The 23,040-nt window shown below is 49.3% G+C and carries 7 protein-coding genes and 8 pseudogenes; 7 read left to right on the top strand and 8 right to left on the bottom strand.

Annotated elements, in window-relative coordinates; all coding sequences use genetic code 11:
* Positions 1-727: 727 nt before the first annotated feature.
* The 7 genes and pseudogenes from JCM16496_RS12030 to JCM16496_RS12000 form a co-directional block, all read right to left on the bottom strand.
* Positions 728-1,563, bottom strand: a pseudogene (locus JCM16496_RS12030) (FAD:protein FMN transferase).
* Between the two features lie 121 nt (positions 1,564-1,684).
* A pseudogene (locus tag JCM16496_RS12025) lies at positions 1,685-3,024 on the bottom strand (3-keto-disaccharide hydrolase).
* A 39-nt stretch (positions 3,025-3,063) separates the two neighbouring features.
* Positions 3,064-4,485 (bottom strand): Gfo/Idh/MocA family oxidoreductase, encoded by a 1,422-nt coding sequence (locus JCM16496_RS12020; protein WP_025834536.1) that lies wholly within the window; start codon positions 4,483-4,485, stop codon positions 3,064-3,066.
* Between the two features lie 34 nt (positions 4,486-4,519).
* Complete coding sequence (locus tag JCM16496_RS23770; RefSeq protein WP_025834535.1) at positions 4,520-4,762, bottom strand: hypothetical protein; 243 nt, start codon at positions 4,760-4,762, stop codon at positions 4,520-4,522.
* Positions 4,759-6,050, bottom strand: a pseudogene (locus JCM16496_RS12010) (Gfo/Idh/MocA family protein). The gene JCM16496_RS23770 and the pseudogene JCM16496_RS12010 overlap by 4 nt, the downstream one beginning before the upstream one ends.
* 154 nt (positions 6,051-6,204) lie before the next feature.
* Positions 6,205-10,156 (bottom strand): annotated as a pseudogene (locus JCM16496_RS12005) (two-component regulator propeller domain-containing protein).
* 334 nt (positions 10,157-10,490) lie between these two features.
* Positions 10,491-12,308: a glycoside hydrolase family 2 protein gene (locus JCM16496_RS12000; protein WP_025834534.1), complete on the bottom strand. Its 1,818-nt coding sequence runs from the start codon at positions 12,306-12,308 to the stop codon at positions 10,491-10,493.
* A gap of 411 nt (positions 12,309-12,719) precedes the next feature.
* Here JCM16496_RS12000 and mnmG point away from each other — a divergent pair.
* From mnmG to deoC, 6 genes and pseudogenes are all read left to right on the top strand, one after another.
* Positions 12,720-14,591, top strand: a pseudogene (gene mnmG, locus JCM16496_RS21855) (tRNA uridine-5-carboxymethylaminomethyl(34) synthesis enzyme MnmG).
* Positions 14,592-14,647: 56 nt separating this feature from the next.
* Positions 14,648-15,172, top strand: coding sequence for an adenine phosphoribosyltransferase (locus JCM16496_RS11975; protein ID WP_025834527.1), 525 nt, complete (start codon positions 14,648-14,650; stop codon positions 15,170-15,172).
* A gap of 112 nt (positions 15,173-15,284) precedes the next feature.
* Positions 15,285-17,102 (top strand): annotated as a pseudogene (gene uvrC / locus JCM16496_RS11970) (excinuclease ABC subunit UvrC).
* Positions 17,103-17,309: 207 nt separating this feature from the next.
* The gene (gene dtd, locus JCM16496_RS11965; RefSeq protein WP_025834525.1) at positions 17,310-17,762 is read left to right on the top strand and encodes a D-aminoacyl-tRNA deacylase; all 453 of its coding nucleotides are present in this window, start codon (positions 17,310-17,312) and stop codon (positions 17,760-17,762) included.
* 18 nt (positions 17,763-17,780) lie between these two features.
* Positions 17,781-18,146: a nucleotide pyrophosphohydrolase gene (locus JCM16496_RS11960; RefSeq protein WP_025834523.1), complete on the top strand. Its 366-nt coding sequence runs from the start codon at positions 17,781-17,783 to the stop codon at positions 18,144-18,146.
* Positions 18,133-19,035 carry a deoxyribose-phosphate aldolase gene (gene deoC / locus JCM16496_RS11955; protein WP_025834521.1) on the top strand — a complete coding sequence of 301 codons (903 nt, stop codon included), beginning with the start codon at positions 18,133-18,135 and terminating at the stop codon, positions 19,033-19,035. Before JCM16496_RS11960 ends, deoC begins: the two co-directional genes overlap by 14 nt.
* Positions 19,036-19,120: 85 nt before the next feature.
* On the opposite strand, the pseudogene JCM16496_RS11950 reads toward deoC, so the two are convergent.
* Positions 19,121-20,094 (bottom strand): annotated as a pseudogene (locus tag JCM16496_RS11950) (polyprenyl synthetase family protein).
* A gap of 87 nt (positions 20,095-20,181) precedes the next feature.
* Between JCM16496_RS11950 and polA the strand changes: the two are divergent.
* A pseudogene (polA, locus tag JCM16496_RS11945) lies at positions 20,182-23,036 on the top strand (DNA polymerase I).
* Positions 23,037-23,040 lie beyond the last annotated feature (4 nt).

Raw genomic sequence — 23,040 nt, 5'->3', positions numbered from 1 at the left:
CTTAATTCCCCTCCTCCGAGGAGGAGGGGTGCCCAACGGGCGGGGTGGTAGGGAATACAAAGTAATGAAAAACAATGCTATATGTATCGCTACCACCTCCCCCTTCGGGTACTCCTCCTCCTCGGAGGAGGAGAATTAAGTTACTCCGTATTTTTCGCAAATCAATTACTTTCTACTATAAAACAAGTTTCTATGCTTCACATCCTTCACCTTTGCAAAGAAGTGGTTGGCTAACAGTACTTTCCAGTGAAAGACGTTTTGGCAAAAAACAAAATAGGGGGAATGATGCTGAAGCTGGGATTGAAAACTGTAAACCCCTATTTGACGACTGCAAACCTTAACTTGGCCATGTTGTAGTTGTATAGACATGGCGTGCTGCATCTATAGATGCAACAAATATCCATAAAGGTTTCACCGGAAACCCCGATGAACAGGGCGATACGCAAAAAGGTGAAAGAGGTGCAGGCTGAAACAGATAAGTAAGATACGAAAAATGACTTGGACACTTGAATGTCCCGGCCATGCCGTTCCAGGAGCAACGACTGCACTTTGACAGAGTCCGGTGTTTGAGCCGTCAGACACTGGTGTCCAAGCTGTCAGGTACCGGAGTCTGACGGCTCAGAATCCGGTACCTGACAGACGGCCTGCATTATCCGCAATCCCGTATCAGATATATATAATCCATGAAACTGATGATTGAAATGCCCAAGTTATTTTTTAATTGTTACTAAAAATCAAATATCAGGCGGGGACAAAACTCCTTTTTCAAACGTTCGCGCACACCACTCTCTGCTACGAACAAGCTGGTCGACAACACTTCGCCAACCGCTCCATTAGCTGTCACTACAGCCACTTCCCTTTTCCCCTCTATCAGCTTTCCGCTTCGAGGTCGATAATATGTTTCCGCGTGTGCGAATCATTCCCCGAAGTAGTAAGGCATTCGTTTTTCAACAGGAGGTCCGGCCATGCCCTTTCGCCCGGCATGCGGCTCTGCCCGAAATTCACCTTCCACCCTTCGGCCTGCGGTTGGCACCCCAAGGCCAGCACGGAACTATTGCCCATATTGACCAGCGCATTGTCCACCCCAAACTGCCGGAGCAGTGGCCGTATCTTCTCCAGAGCATAGCCTTTCAGGAAACCGGAAAGGTTGATAGTCACTCCGGGACGTGAAAAGAAGAGGGTCTGCTCCCCGGGCGACAGCCGGACGGTATGGACAGACTCCTGCGTATGGCAATCCGAATGAACTGTCACATCGAAACATCCGTCGGTCCGGGTATAACAATCAATGCAAAAGGCAAGCATGTCATAAAGCTCCCGGCTCACCGGCTGCGGCTTCACGGATGCCGTACGATTCAGGCATGCCAATTCGCTCCCAGCATCATAGCAATTGCCCATCTTCTCCAAACGACACAGCTCCTGACGGATGGCACCGACCGCACGCAGCAGCAGGTCTTCGCCCTGCATGCCACGCAGCAGCAGGTCTACCCGCGTATGCATTGCCGGGAACCAAGCATAAAGCAGCCCACCATGCGAATCGGAAAATTTATAAAGATGCTGGAGCATATCCTTGAAAAAACAGTGTTTAAAGAAAGGAAAAAGGCAAGTCACAACATTGCAGCTTGCCCTTTCCTACAAAATATTAGTAATCAGAATTTAGATGTCGCAAGTTATGTATAGCAACTTACTACAGTTCTTTAATCTTTATGTTCTTGAACCAAACTTCATCTCCGTGGTCCTGCAACAGGATATTACCGAACTCTGCATTACCGAAATCAGGCCAGTTTTTGTACTTACTATAAGCCACCAACGCATTCCACATTTCGTTCTGGCGAGTATACTCAATCAGCTTCACGCCATTCAGCCAATGCTCTACATGGTTGCCTTTCACAATGACCATGGCTGTGTTGAACTCTTTCTTGTTGAAAGGCTTCTTGGCCGGAGCCGGAATCAAGTCGTAAAGCGAACCGAGCTTGCGGTTACCCTTCACACCCAGCTTGGCATCGGGATGCTTGTCATCGTCCAGAATCTGGAACTCGCAACCGATGGCAGAGCCTGCTCCCTTGTTCATGTCGGGGTTTACGAAATACTTCACACCACTGTTGGCACCTTCGGTAATCTTGAAGTCTACTTTCAGGATGAAGTTCTTGTACTTCTTGGTAGTCACGATGTCGCCACCGTTGGCAGATTCCGCACCACCGCTCTTCATTACTTTCAGGATACCGTCTTCCATCTTCCATCCGTGTTCGGGGAAAGATTTCAACTTGGCACCTCTCCAACCTTCGGTAGTCTTGCCGTCCCACAGGAGTGTCCAGCCTTCTTTGGCTTCGCTCGGAGAGATAGTGTTGGGGATAACGTTGATTTCCGGAGCCTTGCGGGCAGTCTGGTAGCGTTCTACATCGGTAGTACAGATGCGGATGTTCTTCCAGCTTACGGTCTTGCCTTCGTCGGCAGCATTGCCGATGGCGTGTACTTGCAGCGCGATGAAGCCGGCGGGAGTCATATCATCCCAGATGTTGGCGCAGGGCACGCCGTTAATCCAAGTGGCAATAGAGTTGCCGATGGCCTCAATGCGGGCCTTGTTCCACTGGTTGTTTTTAAAGGCGCTCTTGGCAGAGGGGTTCTGTGTCAAGGGATAGAGCCAGTTGCGACGGGCTTCATCATAGATACCACCCGACCATGCACGTTCAGAGGGATCAATCTCAAACTGATAGCCGTGTACGCGACCGTTCTGATAGTCCTTCTTACTCTCGCTGCGCAGCTGTACGCCCGAGTTCAGCCCGTCGTCTATCTTGAAATCAAATTCCAGAATAAAATCGCCATAAGTCTTCTTGGTAGCCAGGAACGTATTGGGAGTGTTCATTTTTGAGACACCCACAATGGCACCATCCACACTTTGTATTCGGCCTTGCCGTTCAGCTTCTTCCAGCCGTTCAAGTTCTTTCCGTTGAAAAGAGGTTCCCAATTCTGTGCCGAAACCATCGATGCGCAGCACAAGAACAAAAGCAATAAATAATTTTTCTTCATATTGATATTTCTTCCGTTGATTATTTTACTATAAGATTATTACAATTTATAGAATTCGTCCCATCCCTTGCGAGGCGGCACTCCGGCCAGCATGGCATTGGCAAACTCGTTGTTTGTAATTTGCTTCGTGCGGGGATCGAAGAACAGTTGCGTGTTCAGGCGCTGGGCTATTACTCCCAAAGAGAATACCTGGCTCAGGACACCGTTGATTTCGAACGGTGAACGGGTCTTCTCGCGTCCCATACAAGCCAGCAGGAAGTTTTCAAAATGGTTGGACGGGCTCTTGGGCACTTCGGGCAACTTGTCGGCCATCTCCTTGGCTTTCTCTTCGGGGATGATGGAGAGAGTGCTTCCATGGCTTCCCCCCTTGAAAACCAAGTCTTTGGTATAGATAATCTTTCCGGGGTTCAGCTTGGATGCCGGAGTGTCTCCCTGATTGGTAGAAGGGATGTTGGGGTCGAGTCCCGATACACCGTAGCCGGCAGGAATCGGGGGCAGGTTGTCCAGACCGTCGTACCAAGTGATGTCTACCGGCGGCATACCCTTGCGCTGCGGGAAGCGGAAGAGGATGGTGGAAGAATAGGGGAAGAAGTAATCGTTATGTCCGTTGGCATACTTCATGGTTACCTCATACGGCAATCCCAGTTCCAGGAATTCATGTACAGTGTCCAGTATGTGCGCCCCCCAGTCGCCCAGGCAACCCATACCAAAGTCGTACCAGCAACGCCACTGTCCCAAGTGATAGTCTTTGTTATATTCATGGTAAGGAGCCGCTCCCAGCCAAGTGTCCCATTCCATGTCTTTCGGCAGTTGTTGTCCTGCCGGATATTTATAAATGTTTGTGTCCCATTTGTGCCAACGACGAGGGTTGTTCATGTGTGCGGTCACCGCTGTCACGTCTTTGATGATGCCGGCATCCATCCACGCCTTGAACTGGAAGTAGTTGGCTTCGGAGTGTCCTTGGTTACCCACCTGTGTGGCCAAGTTGGGCCGCTTCAAGGCAGCCTGCATCAGCAGTTCGGCCTCGTAGAAAGTACGTGCCAAAGGTTTCTCCACATAGACGTGCTTTCCCGATGCCAACGCCAGCATGCTGATGGGGAAGTGTGAATGGTCGGGAGTGGCAATAGCTACCGCATCGAATTCATTGCCCGCCTTGTCGAACATCTGGCGGAAGTCGCGGAAACGTTTTGCCTTGGGATACTTGTTCATTATTTTCTGCGTATGGGCAGCCCCCATGTCTACGTCGCACAGGGCGATTACCTCGACCATACCTGTGCGGGCGAAATCGTTGATAATCTGCTCGCCGCGGTTTCCAATGCCTATGTAGGCAATCTTCACTTTATCCGTCACTTTTCTTTGCGCTGCAAAGGAGGTGGGGTTTGCCAGCACATCGCCGGTACCCAGTGCCAATCCGGCAGAAGCCATGGTCATGGTCTTCAAGAAGTCTCTTCGTGTTGTCATTATTCGTAATTTAAGTTCAACTGTTTTTCATATTTTATTTTGCTTTCTTCAAAAGCAACGACCGTATCCCGTAGAACAAAAGCCGCAACAAGGTCCAAAAAACATAAAGCACACAAGAAAATGCCAGAACATAGAAAATCGAGGTCAGCATTTCCGAAAAAGGAGTCTTATAGGAAATTATCGCATACAAATTTGCCAAGTTGCCAATGAGAAAACAGGTCAACAAGGTCCATAGCTCTATCCTTTTCCGGCGAGTAGTGATGATGGTATCTTTCATACGGCTTCAGTTTTTATCGCTTTGTGATTCAAATAATCTATTTTATACTCGTCTGGGAAATAAAGGACTTTTTCTTCTTGAAGGGCCTGGTCGCCCAACAGGCAGAGCATACTTGCGTAGTAACCCTCTTCGGCGATGCGTTCAGGCTGCTTGCAAGTAATGACAGACTCGGCAAAAGCTTCCAGTAACAAGGAGGTGCCATCCGACTTGGGGCGTTCACCCAGAATAAACTCACCCTTGTTCTCATTGGCTGTTTCCGGAGCCCAGCTTGTACCGGCAAAGGGCAGCGAATCGAACACTTTGTTTTCCCAATCGTTTATCATCTGCAAGAAACCGGGAGCAGGCGGCACACTCTCAAAGTAGTATTTGCCTTTCTCCGGTTCCACCGTACCCAAATTACCCATGATTTGCTCTTCCAAACCATAGAATTTATTGGAGATCACAGAATCAAACGTCATCTTGACCCCGTCATCGAACACGTATATGCAACTCACATTGTCGTATACCTCGCGCCCATCTTTCCAATAGGTGATGGCACCGTGCCCCATCACCTTTTCCGGAAGCTTTTGCAATGCCCAGCTGCCAATCTGCAACTGATGACAAGCCAGCTCCGTCATCAAACCCTTGGAGTATTCGCGATACAGGCGCCAATTAATCAAACGTTCTAATTCGGGAGAGGGCACTTCGCGCCTCCAATCTCCGTTGCGGTTCCAGAATGTATGGATGGCATTTATTTCACCGAACGTACCGGCGTGTATCATTTCCATTGCTTTGATGTAGCGGGGATCGAAAAGCCGTTGCTGACCGGTGAAGAACACCTTGCCGGTCTGGATATGCTTTTGGTAAATGAGGTAACACTCTTCCATAGTGAAGCCTATCGTCTTCTCACAGAAGACATGCTTGCCTGCGTCGAAGGCATCCAGCACAATCTGGCAATGGGAGTTCAGCGGGGTAGCCACCACCACCGCATCAATGGTCTTGTCTTCCAGCACACGGTGGTAGTCGTTGTAGACTTTCGCGTTCGGGGCCAGCTTGAGGCTTTGTCGATGGAAGGTTGGTAAATATCGCACAAGGCCACGATGTCGACCTTTGGGTTCTGAACCAGGAAGCTCATCAAGAAGCGTCCCCGCGACCCTGGTCCAATAACGGCAATACGGCATTTCTCATGGGAAGTTTCCTTTACTTCCGAGAAAGCGGAAAGCCAAGGACTGGCCGAGAGAAGCACTCCGGCTCCAAGCATTCCTATATTCTTGAGGAATTCTCTTCTGTTGATTAATGTATCTTTCATAATACAGTCTTCATAAAATTTAGGTCTGCCCCTTTTTTCCGGAGCAAAACATCTGTAATAAAAAACAGCCCAAAAGTAGTGATTTCTTAAAATATAAAATAGAATAATCCACTCAAACAATACAAAAATCCAACCAGACAATCCCTATCGGCGGCTACTTCACGAAGTCTTTGGGCAGAATACCGAACTGCTTCTGGAAGCACTTGGTGAAATAGGAAGGAGTATTGAAGCCGGTCATATAGCAAACCTCATTGATTTTACACTCTCCTTCCTTTAAAAGCTGCGCCGCTTTCTTCAACCGCTCCAGGCGGATGTAATCATTGGGAGTCATATCCAATATGCCCTTTATCTTCCGGTTCAGGCTCGACCGGCTCATGTTCAGCAGGCTTGCCATATCATCCAGGCTGAAGTCGGGGTCTTGCATATTGGCCAATACCACTTCGTTCAGCTTCTTCAGGAAAGATTCATCTGCCTTTGTCATTGCCATACTGCCCGTCTGCACAAAAGGAGAATTGACAAAAGAAGCCCGTAGCTTCTCACGGTTGTTCAGCAGGTTGGCCACACAAACTTTCAGATATTCCACGGAGAAAGGTTTCTCTATATATACGTCAGCCCCCAGCTTCATTCCCTCTATTTTGGCTTGAAGGGTCGTCTTCGCCGTAAGCAGGATAATCGGTATATGGCTATAGTCAAGCTCGGACTTCAGATGCTCGCACAGCTCCAATCCGTCCATCTCGGGCATCATAATATCCGAGATGACAAGATTCACGGTATGCTCCTTCAACACCTTCAGAGCTTCCACCCCGTTCAAGGCAGTCAGCACACGATATTCCGAAGAGAGCTGTTTCACAACAAATGCCTGCATTTCCAGACTGTCTTCCACCACCAAAAGAGTATACCGGTGCTGTTCCAAGGCAGTACCTGCACCACTTTCCTCAGAGGATTCCCCGCCCGTTACCGGTTCTTTATGCTCTATGGCCACCGTCTGCTCGTGCTTCAGCGGAAGTGACAGCAGAAAACAGTTGTTCTCCATCGAGTCTTCCATGCACAACGCACCCTCATGGAGTTCGGCCAATGAACGGGCAAGTGCAAGCCCGATACCGGTGCCGGGCACAGAGCGCAACGCACCGGTCTTATACTGGATGAACGGCTTGAAAATCTCCTCGCGCATCTCTACCGGAATGACAAGGCCGTCATTGCATACAGAAAGCAGCAGTCTTTCACCTTCCGAATATAGCCTGATGCGTATATAGGTCGCCGAATACTTTATCGCATTGGTCAGCAGATTGCTGATAATCTTGGTAAGCCCTTCCCTATCAACGAAGCATACAAGCTTTCGGGAGTCTCTATACTCAATGCCAGCCCCCTTTCACGTGCCAAAGGCTTGAAACGCTTATACGTCTTCTGCAAGAGTTCCGCCACGTTGCATTCCACGAAGTTCAGCTGGAAGCCTTGCGTCTCCGTCTTCCGGAAGTCCAGCAACTGGTTCACCAAATCGAGCAGCCGGTTGGTGTTCAGTTCCATGGTCTCCAAATCATCCCTGATGTCATCCGAAACAGAACGGGAAGCCAACACATTCTCGAGCGGACTCTTTATCAGTGTAAGCGGTGTACGTATCTCATGCGCCACATTCGTGAAGAAGTCTATCTTCGCAGTATACAACTCCCGTTCCTTTTCCCGCTCAAACTTGTCCATAGCCTGCTGATGCTTCTGCCGGGTCCGTTTCCTGAAATAGGTGATTACGGCAGCCAGCGAGCATAACGCCAATAGTGTATAGACAGCATACGCCCAGGTAGAGAGATAGAAAGGAGGATGAATATGGATATCGAGCACGCGTTCCGTCGCGTTCCATTTGCCGTCGCTGTTGGAACCTTTTATACGCAATCGATAGCTTCCGTAAGGAAGGTTTGAATAGTTGATACTAGAATTCCGTCCCACCGCATACCAGTCGCGGTCAAAGCCTTCCAATTTACATTCAAGACCGTTCATTTCGGGTGCCTGGTAACTCAGGGCCGCAACCTGGAAAGAGAACGAATTCTGGTCGGCATCCAGCTCTATCTCATCCGCATAGGTGATGCTCTTCTCCAAAGGGGAATCCGGCTGTCCGCCGAAAGCCGTTTGTTGAACAGAAAGAAGTCCGTAATCACTACGGGAGGGAGAAAAGTGTTCTCCACAAAAGTCTCCGGGTCGAAGGCTATGAATCCGTTGATACTTCCCAAATAGATGCGTCCCTCCTTGTCAATGTAACCGGACTGGAAATTAAATTGGTTGCTCAGTAGCCCGTTGGCAGTGGTATAGACATGCTTGCTCTCCGTATCGGGATTGAAGCATACCAAGCCGTCGTTGGAAGTAATCCATAAGTTTCCCCGCTTGTCCTCGACCATCTTGTAGATGGTATTGCTCGGAAATCCTTTCGACATGTCATAACGGGTAAAATTATCCGTTTTCGGATTGTAGCGGCAGAAGCCCTCACCCAGTGTCATGAACCACAGACGCTTCCTGCTGTCTTCGTAGATACTGATTACCTTATTGTAGGGAAGAGAAGTCGAATCATTCTCATTAGACAGATAATTCCTCCACTGCCGGCTTCTTACATTGTAGCAGAACACTCCATTGGAAAAAGTAGCAAACCACAGATTTCCGTTGAAGTCCTCCAGAATGTTATAAGTAAACATATTCTTCAGCTGAGGAATCCGGGTAAAGTCATCTGTGGAGCGATTGTACTTCAATAAACCGGACGTGGTGCCTATCCACACGTCTCCCGTAGTGGTCCTGCAAATGGTAAAAGCGTCATTGGCGACCATGGAATTCTCACTCTCACCCTTGCTGTAATGCTTCACCTGCCTGGTCCGAAGATTCACCCGGTTCAGACCACCGGAGAACGTACCTACCCACAAATCATCCCCGTCCAGGCATAGGCCGTGGATGTTCTGATAAATGGCCGGATGCTCAAAAGGCTCTATCCTGCCGTTTTCCGGATTGTAATTGAACAAGCCTTTGTCTTCGGTGCCTATCCACAAGGTGCCGTCATTGCTTTCACAGATTTCCCGTACACGACGGCCGAAATGCCTGAGATTGTCTCTCGGATAGAACTTCTCGAAATAAGTCCACTGATAAGGGCAATAGTTCACCCCACCGAAATAAGAGCCTATCCACATGCCGTTCTCCTTGTCGCAGCAGAGCGAATAAATGGCATTGTCCGACAATGCATACGAATCATCCTGGCCGGGAACGGTCAAATGGGTAATCTTGTCATTCGCCAGGTTGTAAATATACAAGCCGGACTCCGCACCCACCCACAGTTCGTCGTCAGATTTGAACTGCAAAGCCCTCACATAGGTATCCAGCAGCCTGCGTGTCTTGCCTGTGGTCTGGTTTATCTCGGTCAGCCCGTTCTGCGAAGCGACATACACACAATTATGGGGTCCGCTGACCTGCCAGTTGATAATATCATTCTTGAAAATCTCATTTCCTTCCGTGTCCTTGAAAGGCTGCAGAGGAGTTTCAAAGTCAGCTTTCGCATAGTAAAGATTATCCGCATACAAGGCCAGCCAACACGTATTCCCATTCAGCCAGAAGCGGGTGACATTGGGCAGTCCCGAATCGTGCAGATGGTTCAACAGCCTCCCTTCAGCCGGTTTATAGCAGAACAACCCCTGGTTTTCTACCGATATCCAGATATTGTCGTCCTCGTCACTTCCAATCATGGTGACGAAATCCCTGATGATACTGCCGTTATCACTGGCCTCATCGAAAGCGGTAAAGGAATCCAGTACCGGGTCGTAAATAAAGACTCCCCCATCGGTACCAATCCAGATATTGCCCCGGCGGTCCTCATAGAGCGCAGTTATGAAATTCTTGCCTAAACCGGAATTCTCTTTCTTGTAAATACGGAATGACAATCCGTCATAACGGTTCAGACCGTCTTTGGTTCCGAACCACATAAAGCCTTTCCTATCCTGCAAAATCTGATACACGGTGTTCTGCGAAAGACCGTTCCGGATATCCATCGTTCTGAAATAGTAATGAACAGCATCCTGCGCACAGACCGGCAATACCGCCCATAGGCACAGACTAAGGAAAAGCTTTATAATCAATCGTTTCATAACAACATTTTTAATGTACAATTTACCATTTACAAAGTACAATTTAACTATGCAGATGACAGCGCAGCCAAATTGTACTTTGTATAGTCAAACAGAAATGAATTGCGAAGAAAAGAGGTGAAATAGAGAGTAACTTAATTCCCCTCCTCCGGGGGAGGAGGGGTGCCCAACGGGCAGGGTGGTAGGGAATACAAAGTAATGAAAAACAATGCTATATATATCGCTACCACCTCCCCTTCGGGTACTCCTCCTCCCCGGAGGAGGAGAAGTAAGTTACTCCGTATTTTTCGCAAATCATTTCTGTTCTACTATAAATGGTAAATTGTAAATGCCCCTATTTCTTAAGTGAATTGCAGATGCGTGTATTTATCTCCTTCACGCGTTTCTCATCCAGCTTTATCACCTTGCGGTCGTAAGTCATCAGACCGTTCACTTCCACCTCCACATCCGTGGTCTGTGTATAGACGGCTGCCGAGAAACCCTTGGAGACAAGCCGGTACAGTATGTCGGCATACTTCTCGTATTCATCCGTAACCTCCTTGGAAGAGTTGAACTGAACATATCCCCAATTGCGGTTCGGTTCCCAGATATGGTCTTTCAAGACAAGGCCGATACCGCCATACTCACCCAGAACCGTGGCACGCTGACCGTCGTACAAGAACAGTTCCGGTTGCGGATAATGATGCAGGTCGAGCATGTCGCCACAGGGATAGTGGTTGCCGCCGCTTGCGGGGTTCACCAGGCGGGTGGGGTCATATTGTTTCGTCCATTCGGCTATCTCCACACACTTGAACTGTCCCCAGGCTTCGTTGAACGGTACCCAGGTGCCGATACACGGATAAGAGTAGAGGCAATCCATTATTTCCTTCCATTCCTTGCGGTAGGTTGCTTCCGATTCGGCAGAGCGTTTCCTCTCCGTGCCATTGAAGTACTGCCGCATTTGCCATTCCGGATTACGGTCACCGCTCGGCATATCCTGCCATACGATGATGCCCAAACGGTCACAATGTGTGTACCAACGTGCCGGTTCCACCTTGATATGCTTGCGAATCATATTGAAACCGAAATCTTTCGTCTTCTGTACATCATACAGCAAAGCCTCGTCTGTGGGAGCTGTATACAATCCGTCGGGCCACCAACCCTGGTCCAGCGGTCCAAACTGGAACAAAGCCTCGTTATTCAGTTCCAGGCGTACGATGCCATCCGCGTCACGACGGGTGGAGTACTTACGCATGGCAGCATAGCTGTCCACCTTATCCACTACCTTGCCTCCGCTTTTCAGCGTCACTTTCAGCGTATAGAGGAAGGGGGAATCCGGACTCCACAACTTGGCATTCCGGGGCATGGACACCTCCACCGGCTCTGCATTGATACTTTTGCCGGTGGCTACCAGTTGATTGCCGTCATACACATTCACTTCCACAAAGTCGGAAGGGCATGCACTATTCAATTCAGCCTTCACTGTCAACAGGTTACGGTCAATATCGGGAGTGATACGGAGATTCTCGATATGTTTTCCGGCAACGGGTTCCAGCCACACCGTCTGCCAGATACCGCTTACGGGGGTGTACCAGATACCTTCCGGATTGCGGACCTGCTTTCCACGGGGTTGAGGCCCTTTATCCGTTGGGTCCCAAACTTTTACGACCAACTGATTGTTGCCTTTGCCAGAAAGGGCGGCAGTAATATCGAAGGAGAACGGAGTAAATCCCCCCGTATGGCTGCCCACTTTCACGTCATTCACCCATACATCCGTCTTCCAGTCGACAGCGCCAAAGTGCAACAGCACTTGTTTTCCCTTCCAGGCGGAAGGGATTTCAAAACTACGCTGGTAGACCAGTTCCTGGTTTTCATTGATTCTTTTTCCAACTCCGGACAAGGAGGATTCGATGGCAAAAGGAACAAGTATCTGCCCTTCGAACTCTGCCGGAAGATGCTCACCTTTATTTATAACGGCATAATTCCAAAGCCCGTTCAAGTTCTTCCAGTCACTCCGTTCCATGATGGGACGAGGATATTCGGGCAACACATTAGAGGGGTTAATTTGATGCGCCCAATCCGTTTTGATTTTATCACCTGCCGGCTTCCATTGCGCCGAGCTTCCGATTGCAAACAACGTCAAAAATGACGATATGAGGAAAAGTCTTCTCATAGTATTATAACTTTTTATTGTTTCTACGAAAGCAAAGATAAGCCGATTCAGGGAAAAAAAATAGAAATTTCGAGCCAATAAATGACATAATCATGCCTTTTCAAAGGGCAAGCCTGCTGTTTCTTAGCCGGACAGACATCTTACCACCCGCTCCGTACCCGCTCCGTACCTGGTCCGTATATGGTCCGTACATATAGATACGGAGAAAGTACGGAGCAAACAGGGAGCAGATAGGGAGCGGCTAGGAAGCAGACTAAAGAACAGGACAAGATAAAGCCGGTGTGTGCATCTGCCCAAACAGTCAATTCCGCCAACGGGTCATATTACGATAAATGCCGAAACTATAAAGGCACTGCACCATAGATGCAACTTTTTTCGTAACTTTGCGCGGCTTTAAACTACACAGAACGAATGGAATTTAAGTATGACGTTATTGTAATCGGCGCCGGACACGCAGGATGCGAGGCCGCTGCCGCTGCTGCAAACCTGGGTTCGAAGACTTGTCTTATCACAATGGATATGAACAAAATCGGACAGATGAGCTGTAACCCGGCAGTGGGAGCATCGCCAAAGGACAGATAGTACGCGAAATAGACGCCTTGGGAGGATATATGGGATTGGTGACAGACCGGACAGCCATACAGTTCCGTATACTGAATCGCTCCAAAGGTCCCGCTATGTGGAGCCCGCGCGCACAGTGCGACCGCAACAAATTCATCTGGGCATGGAGAGAGATACTGGAAAATATCCCCAACCTGCATATCTGGCAGGATACCGTGCAGGAAATCCTCGTTGAGAACGGTGAGATTACGGGAGTAGTCACATTATGGGGAGTAACGTTCCATGCCAAATGTGTAGTACTCACCGCAGGAACTTTCCTCAATGGACTGATGCACGTGGGACGTACCATGCTTCCGGGCGGACGTATGGCAGAACCTGCATCCTACCAATTAACCGAATCCATCGCAAAACATGGCATCACCTTCGGACGCATGAAGACGGGAACCCCCGTACGCATAGATGGGCGCAGCGTGCATTATGAGGATATGGAAATCCAAGACGGAGAATGTGACTTCCACAAGTTCTCGTTCATGAACACCGGTGTACGCCACCTCAAACAGCTCCCCTGCTGGACCTGCTTCACCAACGAAGAAGCACACCGCATCCTGCGGGAAGGTCTGCCGGATTCTCCCCTTTTCAACGGACAAATCCAAAGTATCGGCCACGTTATTGCCCCAGTATAGAAACCAAGATTGTGACTTTCCCCGACAAACCGCAGCACCAGCTTTTCCTGGAGCCCGAAGGGGAAACAACCCAGGAGCTCTACTTGAATGGATTCTCTTCTTCATTGCCCATGAACATCCAGATTGCAGCATTGAAAAAGATACCGGCATTCAGAGATTTGGTCATCTACCGTCCGGGCTATGCCATCGAATACGACTTCTTTGACCCTACCCAACTGAAACATACGCTGGAAACGAAGAATATAAAGAATCTGTTCTTTGCCGGACAAGTAAACGGAACAACCGGTTACGAGGAAGCAGCCGGACAAGGAATCATGGCAGGCATCAACGCCCACATCAATTGCCATGGTGGAGAGCCGTTCACCCTTGCAAGGATGAAGCATATATCGGCGTTTTAATCGATGACTTGGTAACAAAAGGTGTGGACGAGCCTTACCGTATGTTTACTTCCCGTGCCGAATATCGTATCCTGCTCCGTATGGATGATGCGGACATGCGACTCACGGAAAAAGCCTGGAAGCTGGGACTCGTCAAGGAAGAGCGGTACAAGCTGCTGACAGAAAAGCGTGAAGCCGTGAACCGGATTATAGACTTCGCGCGGAATTACTCGATGAAACCGGCATTAATCAATCCGGTATTGGAACAACTCGGTACTACTCCACTGCGCCAGGGATGCAAATTGATAGATTTGATAAACCGTCCGCAGGTAACGATTGAGAACATTGCCGAACACGTCAGTGCCTTTAAACGAGAACTGGATAAAATATCCGATAGAAAGGAAGAAATTATAGAAGCTGCAGAAATACTCATCAAGTACGAGGGATACATCGGACGCGAACGGATTATTGCAGATAAATTGGCAAGATTGGAAAGCATCAAGATAAAAGGTAAGTTTGACTATAATTCCATTCAATCCCTTTCCACCGAAGCCAGACAGAAGCTGATGAAGATAGATCCTGAAACAATAGCCCAAGCGAGTAGGATTCCGGGAGTATCTCCAAGCGACATCAACGTGCTACTGGTACTTTGCGGACGATAGGGCGCAAAGTTCCACGTGAAACAAAGAATTCAATAAACGTATTAAATAAACTGATTATGAGCAAAGAAACTCTTACCAAAAGCATCCGAGAAATACCCGACTTCCCCATTCCGGGAATTCTATTCTACGATGTAACCACCTTGTTCAAGGAACCTGCCGCCTTGCAAGAACTCTCGGACACACTATATGAGATGTATAAAGACAAAGGCATCACCAAAGTAGTGGGTATAGAATCAAGAGGATTCATTATGGGTCCCATTCTTGCCACCAGACTGGGGGCAGGCTTCGTACCTATCCGCAAGCCAGGAAAACTCCCTGCAGAAACCATTGAAGAAAGCTATGATAAAGAATATGGCAAAGACACCGTGCAGATGCACAAGGATGCCATCAATGAAGATGATGTAGTATTGCTACACGACGACTTGCTGGCAACCGGTGGAACAATGGAAGCCGCCTGCAAACTGGTGAAACAGATGAGCCCCAAGAAAGTGTATGTAAACTTCATCATCGAGCTGAAAGAGCTTCATGGCAAGGATGTGTTTGGAGATGATGTGGAAGTGGAGACTGTGCTGTCGCTTTAGACATTTCATATTTCACCACAGATTACACAGATTATTTATCCACCACACAACATAGTTTTATCGAAGAGAAATCTGCGCTAATCTGTGTAATCTGTGGTGAAACGTCGGTATTATGGAAGAACTCAGAACTAACGACTACCTCAAAGGGATTGTATCCAACCTTCCCGAAAGTCCCGGTATTTACCAATATCTGAATACCGAAGGGACTATTATATATGTAGGAAAGGCAAAAAATCTGAAGCGAAGAGTGTCTTCCTACTTCAACCGGGAGCACGAACCGGGAAAGACGAGGGTACTGGTCAGCAAGATTGCAGATATCCGGTATATCGTGGTGAATACGGAAGAAGACGCGCTATTGCTGGAAAACAATCTCATCAAGAAATACAAGCCACGCTACAACGTACTGTTGAAAGACGACAAAACGTATCCCAGCATCTGCGTGCAGAACGAATACTTTCCACGTGTATTCCGGACCCGGAAGATAATCCGCAACGGTTCCTCCTATTATGGCCCTTACAGCATATACCTTCCATGTACGCCCTGCTCGACCTCATCAAACATCTGTACCCTTTACGTACATGCCACCTGAACCTCTCTCCGGAGAATATACGTGCCGGGAAGTTCAACGTCTGCCTGGAATACCACATCAAGAACTGTGCAGGACCTTGCATCGGGAAGCAAAGCCAGGAAGAGTATCTGAAAAACATCGCTGAAATCAAGGAAATACTCAAAGGGAATACCCAGGAGATAGAACGGATGCTTTTCCAGCAGATGCAGGAACTGGCAGCCGAAATGAAGTTTGAAGAAGCACAGAAGATAAAGGAGAAATACCTGCTACTGGAAAACTACCGGGCGAAATCGGAAGTGGTAAGCAACGTGCTGCACAATATCGACGTGTTCTCCATCGAAGAAGACAGCGATGAAAAGTCCGCTTTCGTCAACTACCTGCACATTACGAACGGTGCCATCAACCAGGCTTTCACCTTTGAATACAAGAAGCGATTGAATGAGAGCAAAGAAGAACTGCTCTCTCTCGGCATCATCGAAATGCGGGAAAGATACAAGAGCCTTTCTCGCGAAATCATCGTGCCTTTTGAGCTGGATATGGAGCTGAAAGATGTCGTCTTTACCATCGCAACGGGGAGACAAAAAGAAGCTGCTGGAACTCTCCATCCTCAACGTGAAGCAGTACAAAGCCGACCGCCTGAAACAAGCCGAAAAGCTGAATCCGGAGCAACGGACCGTGCGCCTGCTGAAAGAGATACAGCAAGAGCTGCACCTGGACCGCCTGCCCATGCAGATAGAATGTTTCGACAACTCCAACATCCAAGGGTCCGACCCCGTGGCCGGGTGCGTGGTCTTCGTCAAGGGGAAACCTTCCAAGAAGGATTACCGCAAGTACAACATCAAGACCGTAGAGGGACCGGACGACTATGCCTCCATGAAAGAAGTCGTAAAACGACGCTATCAGCGCGCTATAGAAGAGAAAACGCCCCTGCCCGACCTTCTTATCACCGACGGTGGAAAAGGGCAAATGAGCGCCGTAAAAGAGGTGATAGACGAGCTTGGCCTGAACATCCCCATCGCCGGACTTGCCAAGGACGGCAAACACCGCACTTCGGAGCTGCTGTACGGCTTCCCTCCCCAGACCATCGGATTGAAACAGAACACCCCTCTCTTCCGGTTGCTGACGCAGATTCAGGATGAAGTGCACCGCTTCGCCATCACCTTCCACCGCGACAAGCGCAGCAAACGGCAGATTGCCTCCGCACTGGACGAAATAAAAGGCATCGGTGAAAAGACGAAAAGCGCGTTGCTCAAGGAGTTCAAAAGCGTGAAGCGCATCCGCGAAGCATCTGCCGAAGAGCTTGCCGCTGTGGTGGGCGAAGCGAAGGCGAGGACCATCCAAGACTATTTCTCGGAAATATAAGCGCTGATTATCAGCACATTGACATTCCCTTATCAGGTACTGGACTTTGACATGTCAGGTACTGGACTTTGACACGTCAAGATCCGGTGTCTGACACGTCAAAGTCCAGTGTCTGACAAAACATATCATAATACCCCACAAATCAGCCCGCAAAACCATCCGCGCAACGAATTAATTCGTAACTTTGTAATCAAAAAGAATACCGATATGAGAGTAGTGATACAACGTGCCGGACACGCCTCCGTCACCATCAACGGAACCAGCAAAGCCTCCATCGGGAAGGGCTTCATGATACTCGTGGGCATCGAAGAGAGCGACGGGAAGGAAGATATCGACTGGCTATGCAAGAAGATAGTCAACCTGCGCGTATTCGACGATGAAAACGGCGTAATGAACAAGTCCATCCTTGAGGCGGGCGGCGAGATACTGGTTGTCAGCCAGTTCACCCTGCACGCCTCCACCAAGAAAGGCAACCGCCCCTCCTACATACGGGCAGCACGACCAGAAACAGCCATCCCGCTATACGAACAATTCTGCCGTGAACTGAGTCTTGCCCTGGGCAAAGAGATTGGTACGGGCGAGTTCGGAGCCGACATGAAAGTGGAGCTGATGAACGACGGCCCCGTCACCATCTGCATAGATACGAAAAACAAAGAATGAAACAAAAAAGGAACAGCGATGAATACGATAGAAAACAACGATTCACCCACCCTGCGCAGCATGCAGCAGCAGGTGGATGAGTGGATAAAGACATACGGGGTGCGCTACTTCAGCGAGCTGACCAACATGGCTGTACTGACCGAAGAGGTGGGCGAACTCGCCCGCGTCATGGCCCGCAAGTATGGCGACCAATCCTTCAAGGCCGGCGAGAAAGAAAACCTCGACGACGAGATGGCCGACGTGCTGTGGGTGCTCCTCTGCCTCGCCAACCAGACCGGCGTGGACCTCACCGAAGCCTTCCGCCGCAACATCGAAAAGAAAACCAAGCGTGACCGGACAAGACATATCAACAACCCAAAACTGAACAATCATGGAGAAGAATGAACCTACCCAGAGCAAGTATGACGCTGCCCTGGCCAAGTACAACACCCAACTGGATGATGCGGAAATAGCCGCAAAAACCGCCCAAATCATCGCAGAGAAAGTACCGGCAAACAATACGCCGGAAGTAAAGAAATTACTTTTCAACTGCATCGACCTCACTACCCTGAAGAGTGAGGACAGCGATGAGAGCGTGATGAAGTTCACCCAGAAAGTGAACGAATTCGACGAGAAATTCCCCGACCTGAAGAACGTTGCAGCCATCTGTGTATATCCCAACTTTGCCGAAGTCGTGAAAGACACACTGGAAGTGGAAGATGTAAAGATAGCCTGTGTATCAGCAGGTTTCCCCTCCTCCCAGACTTTCATGGAGGTGAAAGTGGCAGAAACCGCCATGGCACTGATGGAAGGTGCCGACGAGATAGACATCGTCATCTCCGTGGGCAAGTTCCTGGCAGGTGACTACGAAGGCATGTGCGAGGAGATACAAGAACTCAAAGCCACCTGCAAAGAGCACCACATGAAGGTAATCCTCGAAACCGGAGCCTTGAAGACGGCTTCGAACATCAAAAAAGCATCCATCCTTGCCATGTATTCGGGTGCCGATTTCATCAAGACTTCCACCGGCAAGCAGCAGCCTGCCGCCACACCGGAAGCCGCCCTCGTGATGTGCCAAGCCATCAAGGAATACCATGCAGAAACGGGCATCAAGATAGGTTTCAAGCCCGCAGGAGGAATCAACTGCGTGAACGACGCACTGATTTATTACACCATCGTCAAGGAAGTGCTCGGCGAAGAATGGCTGAACAACGAGCTGTTCCGTCTGGGAACCAGCCGCCTTGCCAACCTGCTGCTTTCGGAAATCAAGGGTGAGGAGATGAAGTTCTTCTAAGAGAAAGCTGTATTTACCTATAAATAAAGCCTGATGGAACCCAATCCATCAGGCTTTCTCATATTATCAACCGGAAACAGTTCCGTCATTTTTCCCTCTCCACCACATAATCCAGATACCCGGCAAGCGCTGCTTTTACCTCCGTATCGGGCAAAGAAGCCAGCAAAGAAAGAGCCTTTTCCTTATAGTCATACATCACTTGCGAAGCATACTCTATACCACCATGCTGCTTGGTAAATTCGATTAAATGGGCTATTTCGCCAGGCGTTGCTCCCCATTCTTTATCTTTACGGCAATTTCTTCCGCAGTTTTATCCTTCACGGTATTGAGTACATGGAGCGCGGGCAGGGTCAACTTCCCCTCCACCATATCATTTCCGGTAGGTTTGCCTATTTCCTTGCTCTCGGAGTAATCGAAAATATCATCCTTTATCTGAAAACAAAGCCCGATATATTCACCGAACAGACGCGCAGATTCCGCCTTTTCATCGCTGGCCCCCACCGAGAGAGCGCCCGCCTTCGTACAAGCTGCAAAGAGCACGGCCGTCTTCTTGCGGATAACGTCGAAATAGACTTCCTCGGAGAAATGAAGATTACTGACGTTGGAAAGCTGCAGAAGTTCACCATCTGCCAAATCCTGCCCCAGGCAGGAGACGATGTCGATAATGTCATGGTTACGGGTCATGCCCACTTGCACCAACGCTGTTGCAAGCAGATAATCGCCTGCCAGTACGGCTACTTTATTATTAAAAATGGCATTAACGGAGAGTTGTCCACGGCGTTCAGTACTTTCGTCCACTACATCATCGTGCACAAGGCTGGCATTATGAAGAAGTTCCAACGCAACCGCAGCATGCAGGGTTGCAGGACATACCTTGCCAAAAAGCTTCGCAGCCAGAAGTACCAGAATGGGGCGCATCATCTTCCCGTTCTTCTGCCGGATATGCGCAATTACGCTGTTCAGCAAAAGGTTGGAACTGGAGAGGGTACTTTCAAAAAGCTTCTTGAAGTCCTCCAATTCCTCAGAAATCGGAGATTTTATCAATGATGAGTTGTCCATGCATCGCTATTTGCCTACAAAAATAGTAATAAAACGGTTAATACGGTATTTTTTTGTACTTTTACCATGAAAAAAAGGATTAAATGTATGAATTCAATCGATAAACTGTTTTTGCTCGATGCCTATGCACTGATATATCGAGCCTATTACGCGTTCATCAAGAACCCGAGAATCAATTCAAAAGGATTCAACACTTCGGCCATTCTGGGCTTTGTAAATACCCTGGAAGAAGTGCTCAAAAAAGAGAATCCCACACACATAGGAGTAGCCTTCGACCCGTCGGGCCCCACCTTCCGCCACGAGGCCTACGAGCAATACAAGGCACAGCGCGAGGAGACACCCGAAGCCATCCGCCTTTCCGTACCTATTATAAAGGACGTCATCCGCGCCTACCGCATCCCCATCCTCGAGGTGGCAGGCTACGAGGCGGACGACGTGATAGGCACCCTTGCCACCGAAGCCGGACGACAGGGCATCACCACCTATATGATGACGCCCGACAAGGACTACGGGCAGCTGGTATCGGACCGTGTCTTTATGTACCGCCCCAAGCACACCGGCGGATTCGAAGTGATGGGTACCGAAGAAGTGAAGACGAAGTTCAACATACAGACCACCGAGCAGGTCATCGACATGCTGGGACTGATGGGCGATGCTTCCGACAACATCCCCGGCTGTCCGGGTGTGGGTGAGAAAACCGCACAGAAACTGATTGCCGAATTTGGCAGTATCGAAAACCTGCTGGAACATACCGACCAGCTGAAAGGCGCACTGAAAACGAAAGTGGAAACCAACCGCGAGATGATTACCTTCTCCAAATTCCTTGCTACCATCAAAACAGATGTTCCCATTCAGCTCGACATGGATTCGCTCGTCCGCGAAGAACCGAACGAAGAAGAACTCCGCAAGATTTTCGAGGAGTTGGAATTCCGCACACTCATCGACCGGGTACTCAAAAAGGGAAGCGGCAATTCGTCCTCCCCTACTCCAACCTCTCCGGCACCCGACCTCTTTGCCGGAACGCTGTTTGCCCAGCCGCAAACCTCCACTCCCGAAAACAGTGCCCCGATTCAAGGCGATTTGTTTGCAAATTTTGCGGGCGAGGGGACGAGCGTTTCTGAAAATTCAAATCTGACGCGGTTAGAAATGCTCGATGTAGACTATCAACTCATTGATACAGAAGACAAAAGAGCAGAAATTATTCAAAAGTTACTTACAAGCGAAATTCTCTCGATAGATACCGAGACTACCGGAACCGAGCCAATGGACGCCGAACTTGTAGGAATGAGCTTCAGCGATGCCGAAAACCGAGCATACTACGTACCCGTTCCCGCCGAACGAGAGGAAGCCTTAAAAATTGTAAACGAGTTCCGTCCCCTCTTCGAAAACGAGAAATCCATGAAGGTGGGACAAAATATCAAGTACGATATGATTATCCTCCAAAATTACGGCGTCCGGGTGAAGGGCAAACTTTTCGACACCATGCTTGCCCACTACGTGCTTCAACCCGAACTGCGACACAACATGGACTATCTGGCGGAAATCTACCTGCACTACCAGACCATCCACATCGATGAGCTAATTGGCGCGCGAGGCAAAAACCAAAAGAACATGCGCGACCTTCCGCCCGAAGATGTCTACCGTTATGCTTGCGAGGATGCGGACGTCACCCTCAAACTGAAAAACATATTAGAGAAGGAACTGAAGGAGCAAGGCGCTGAACATCTGTTCTACGAAATAGAGATGCCGCTCGTACCCGTACTTGTCAATATAGAGAGCAACGGAGTGCTGCTTGACACGGAAGCCTTGAAGCAATCGTCCCAACACTTCACCGTCCGCCTGCAGGAGATTGAAAAGGAAATCTACGAGATGGCTGGCGAAACATTCAACATCAGCTCCGCCAAGCAGGTGGGCGAAGTGCTCTTCGACAAGCTGAAAATCGTGGAGAAGGCCAAAAAGACCAAGACCGGACAATACGTCACTTCCGAAGAGGTGCTGCAGAGCTACCGCAGCAAGCACGACATCATCGGGAAGATACTCGAGTACCGCGGACTGAAGAAGCTGCTGAGCACCTATATAGATGCCCTACCCCAGCTCATCAACCGCGTACGGGCCGCATACACACCTCCTTCAACCAGGCGGTGACCGCTACCGGACGCCTCAGCTCCAGCAACCCCAACCTGCAGAACATCCCCATCCGCGACGAAGACGGAAAGGAAATCCGCAAGGCGTTCATCCCCGACAGCGGCTGCGAGTTCTTCTCCGCCGACTACTCGCAGATAGAGCTACGCATCATGGCACACCTCAGCGAGGATAAGAACATGATAGACGCCTTCCTCAGCGGACACGACATCCACGCCGCCACCGCTGCCAAGATATATAAGATAGATATAAACGACGTAACCGCCGACATGCGCCGCAAGGCAAAGACGGCAAACTTCGGCATCATCTACGGCATCTCCGTCTTCGGGCTTGCCGAACGCATGGGCGTTTCCCGCCAGGAAGCCAAAGAGTTGATAGACGGCTACTTTGAAACCTACCCGCAAGTGAAGGAGTATATGGACAAAAGCATCCAGGTGGCACGCGAGCAGGGCTACGTGGAAACCATCTTCCACCGCAAGCGCTTCCTGCCGGACATCAACTCAAGAAACGGGGTGGTACGGGGCTATGCCGAACGGAATGCCATCAACGCCCCCATCCAGGGAAGTGCCGCCGACATCATCAAAGTGGCAATGGCACACATCTATCAGCGCTTCCAAGCTTACAATCTGAAAGCAAAGATGATTTTGCAGGTCCATGACGAACTAAATTTCAGCGTTCCAGAAGCTGAAAAGGAGCTTGTACAGAAAATCGTAATCGAGGAGATGGAGCAGGCATATCGCATGCACGTACCCCTGAAAGCCGATTGTGGGTGGGGAGAGAACTGGTTGCAGGCACACTAAGCCA

Origin of the sequence: Bacteroides rodentium JCM 16496 (assembly GCF_000614125.1) — a bacterium.
In the GTDB taxonomy this organism is placed as follows: domain Bacteria; phylum Bacteroidota; class Bacteroidia; order Bacteroidales; family Bacteroidaceae; genus Bacteroides; species Bacteroides rodentium.
The sequence above is the reverse complement of the archived record's forward strand: the minus strand, read 5'-3'. Positions and strand labels throughout refer to the sequence as shown.

Coding starts and splice junctions, on each gene's coding strand:
- JCM16496_RS12020 (WP_025834536.1), bottom strand. CDS start 4,485: ATGACAACACGAAGAGACTTCTTGAAGACCATGACCATGGCTTCTGCC.
- JCM16496_RS23770 (WP_025834535.1), bottom strand. CDS start 4,762: ATGAAAGATACCATCATCACTACTCGCCGGAAAAGGATAGAGCTATGG.
- JCM16496_RS12000 (WP_025834534.1), bottom strand. CDS start 12,308: ATGAGAAGACTTTTCCTCATATCGTCATTTTTGACGTTGTTTGCAATC.
- JCM16496_RS11975 (WP_025834527.1), top strand. CDS start 14,648: ATGAGCAAAGAAACTCTTACCAAAAGCATCCGAGAAATACCCGACTTC.
- dtd (WP_025834525.1), top strand. CDS start 17,310: ATGAGAGTAGTGATACAACGTGCCGGACACGCCTCCGTCACCATCAAC.
- JCM16496_RS11960 (WP_025834523.1), top strand. CDS start 17,781: ATGAATACGATAGAAAACAACGATTCACCCACCCTGCGCAGCATGCAG.
- deoC (WP_025834521.1), top strand. CDS start 18,133: ATGGAGAAGAATGAACCTACCCAGAGCAAGTATGACGCTGCCCTGGCC.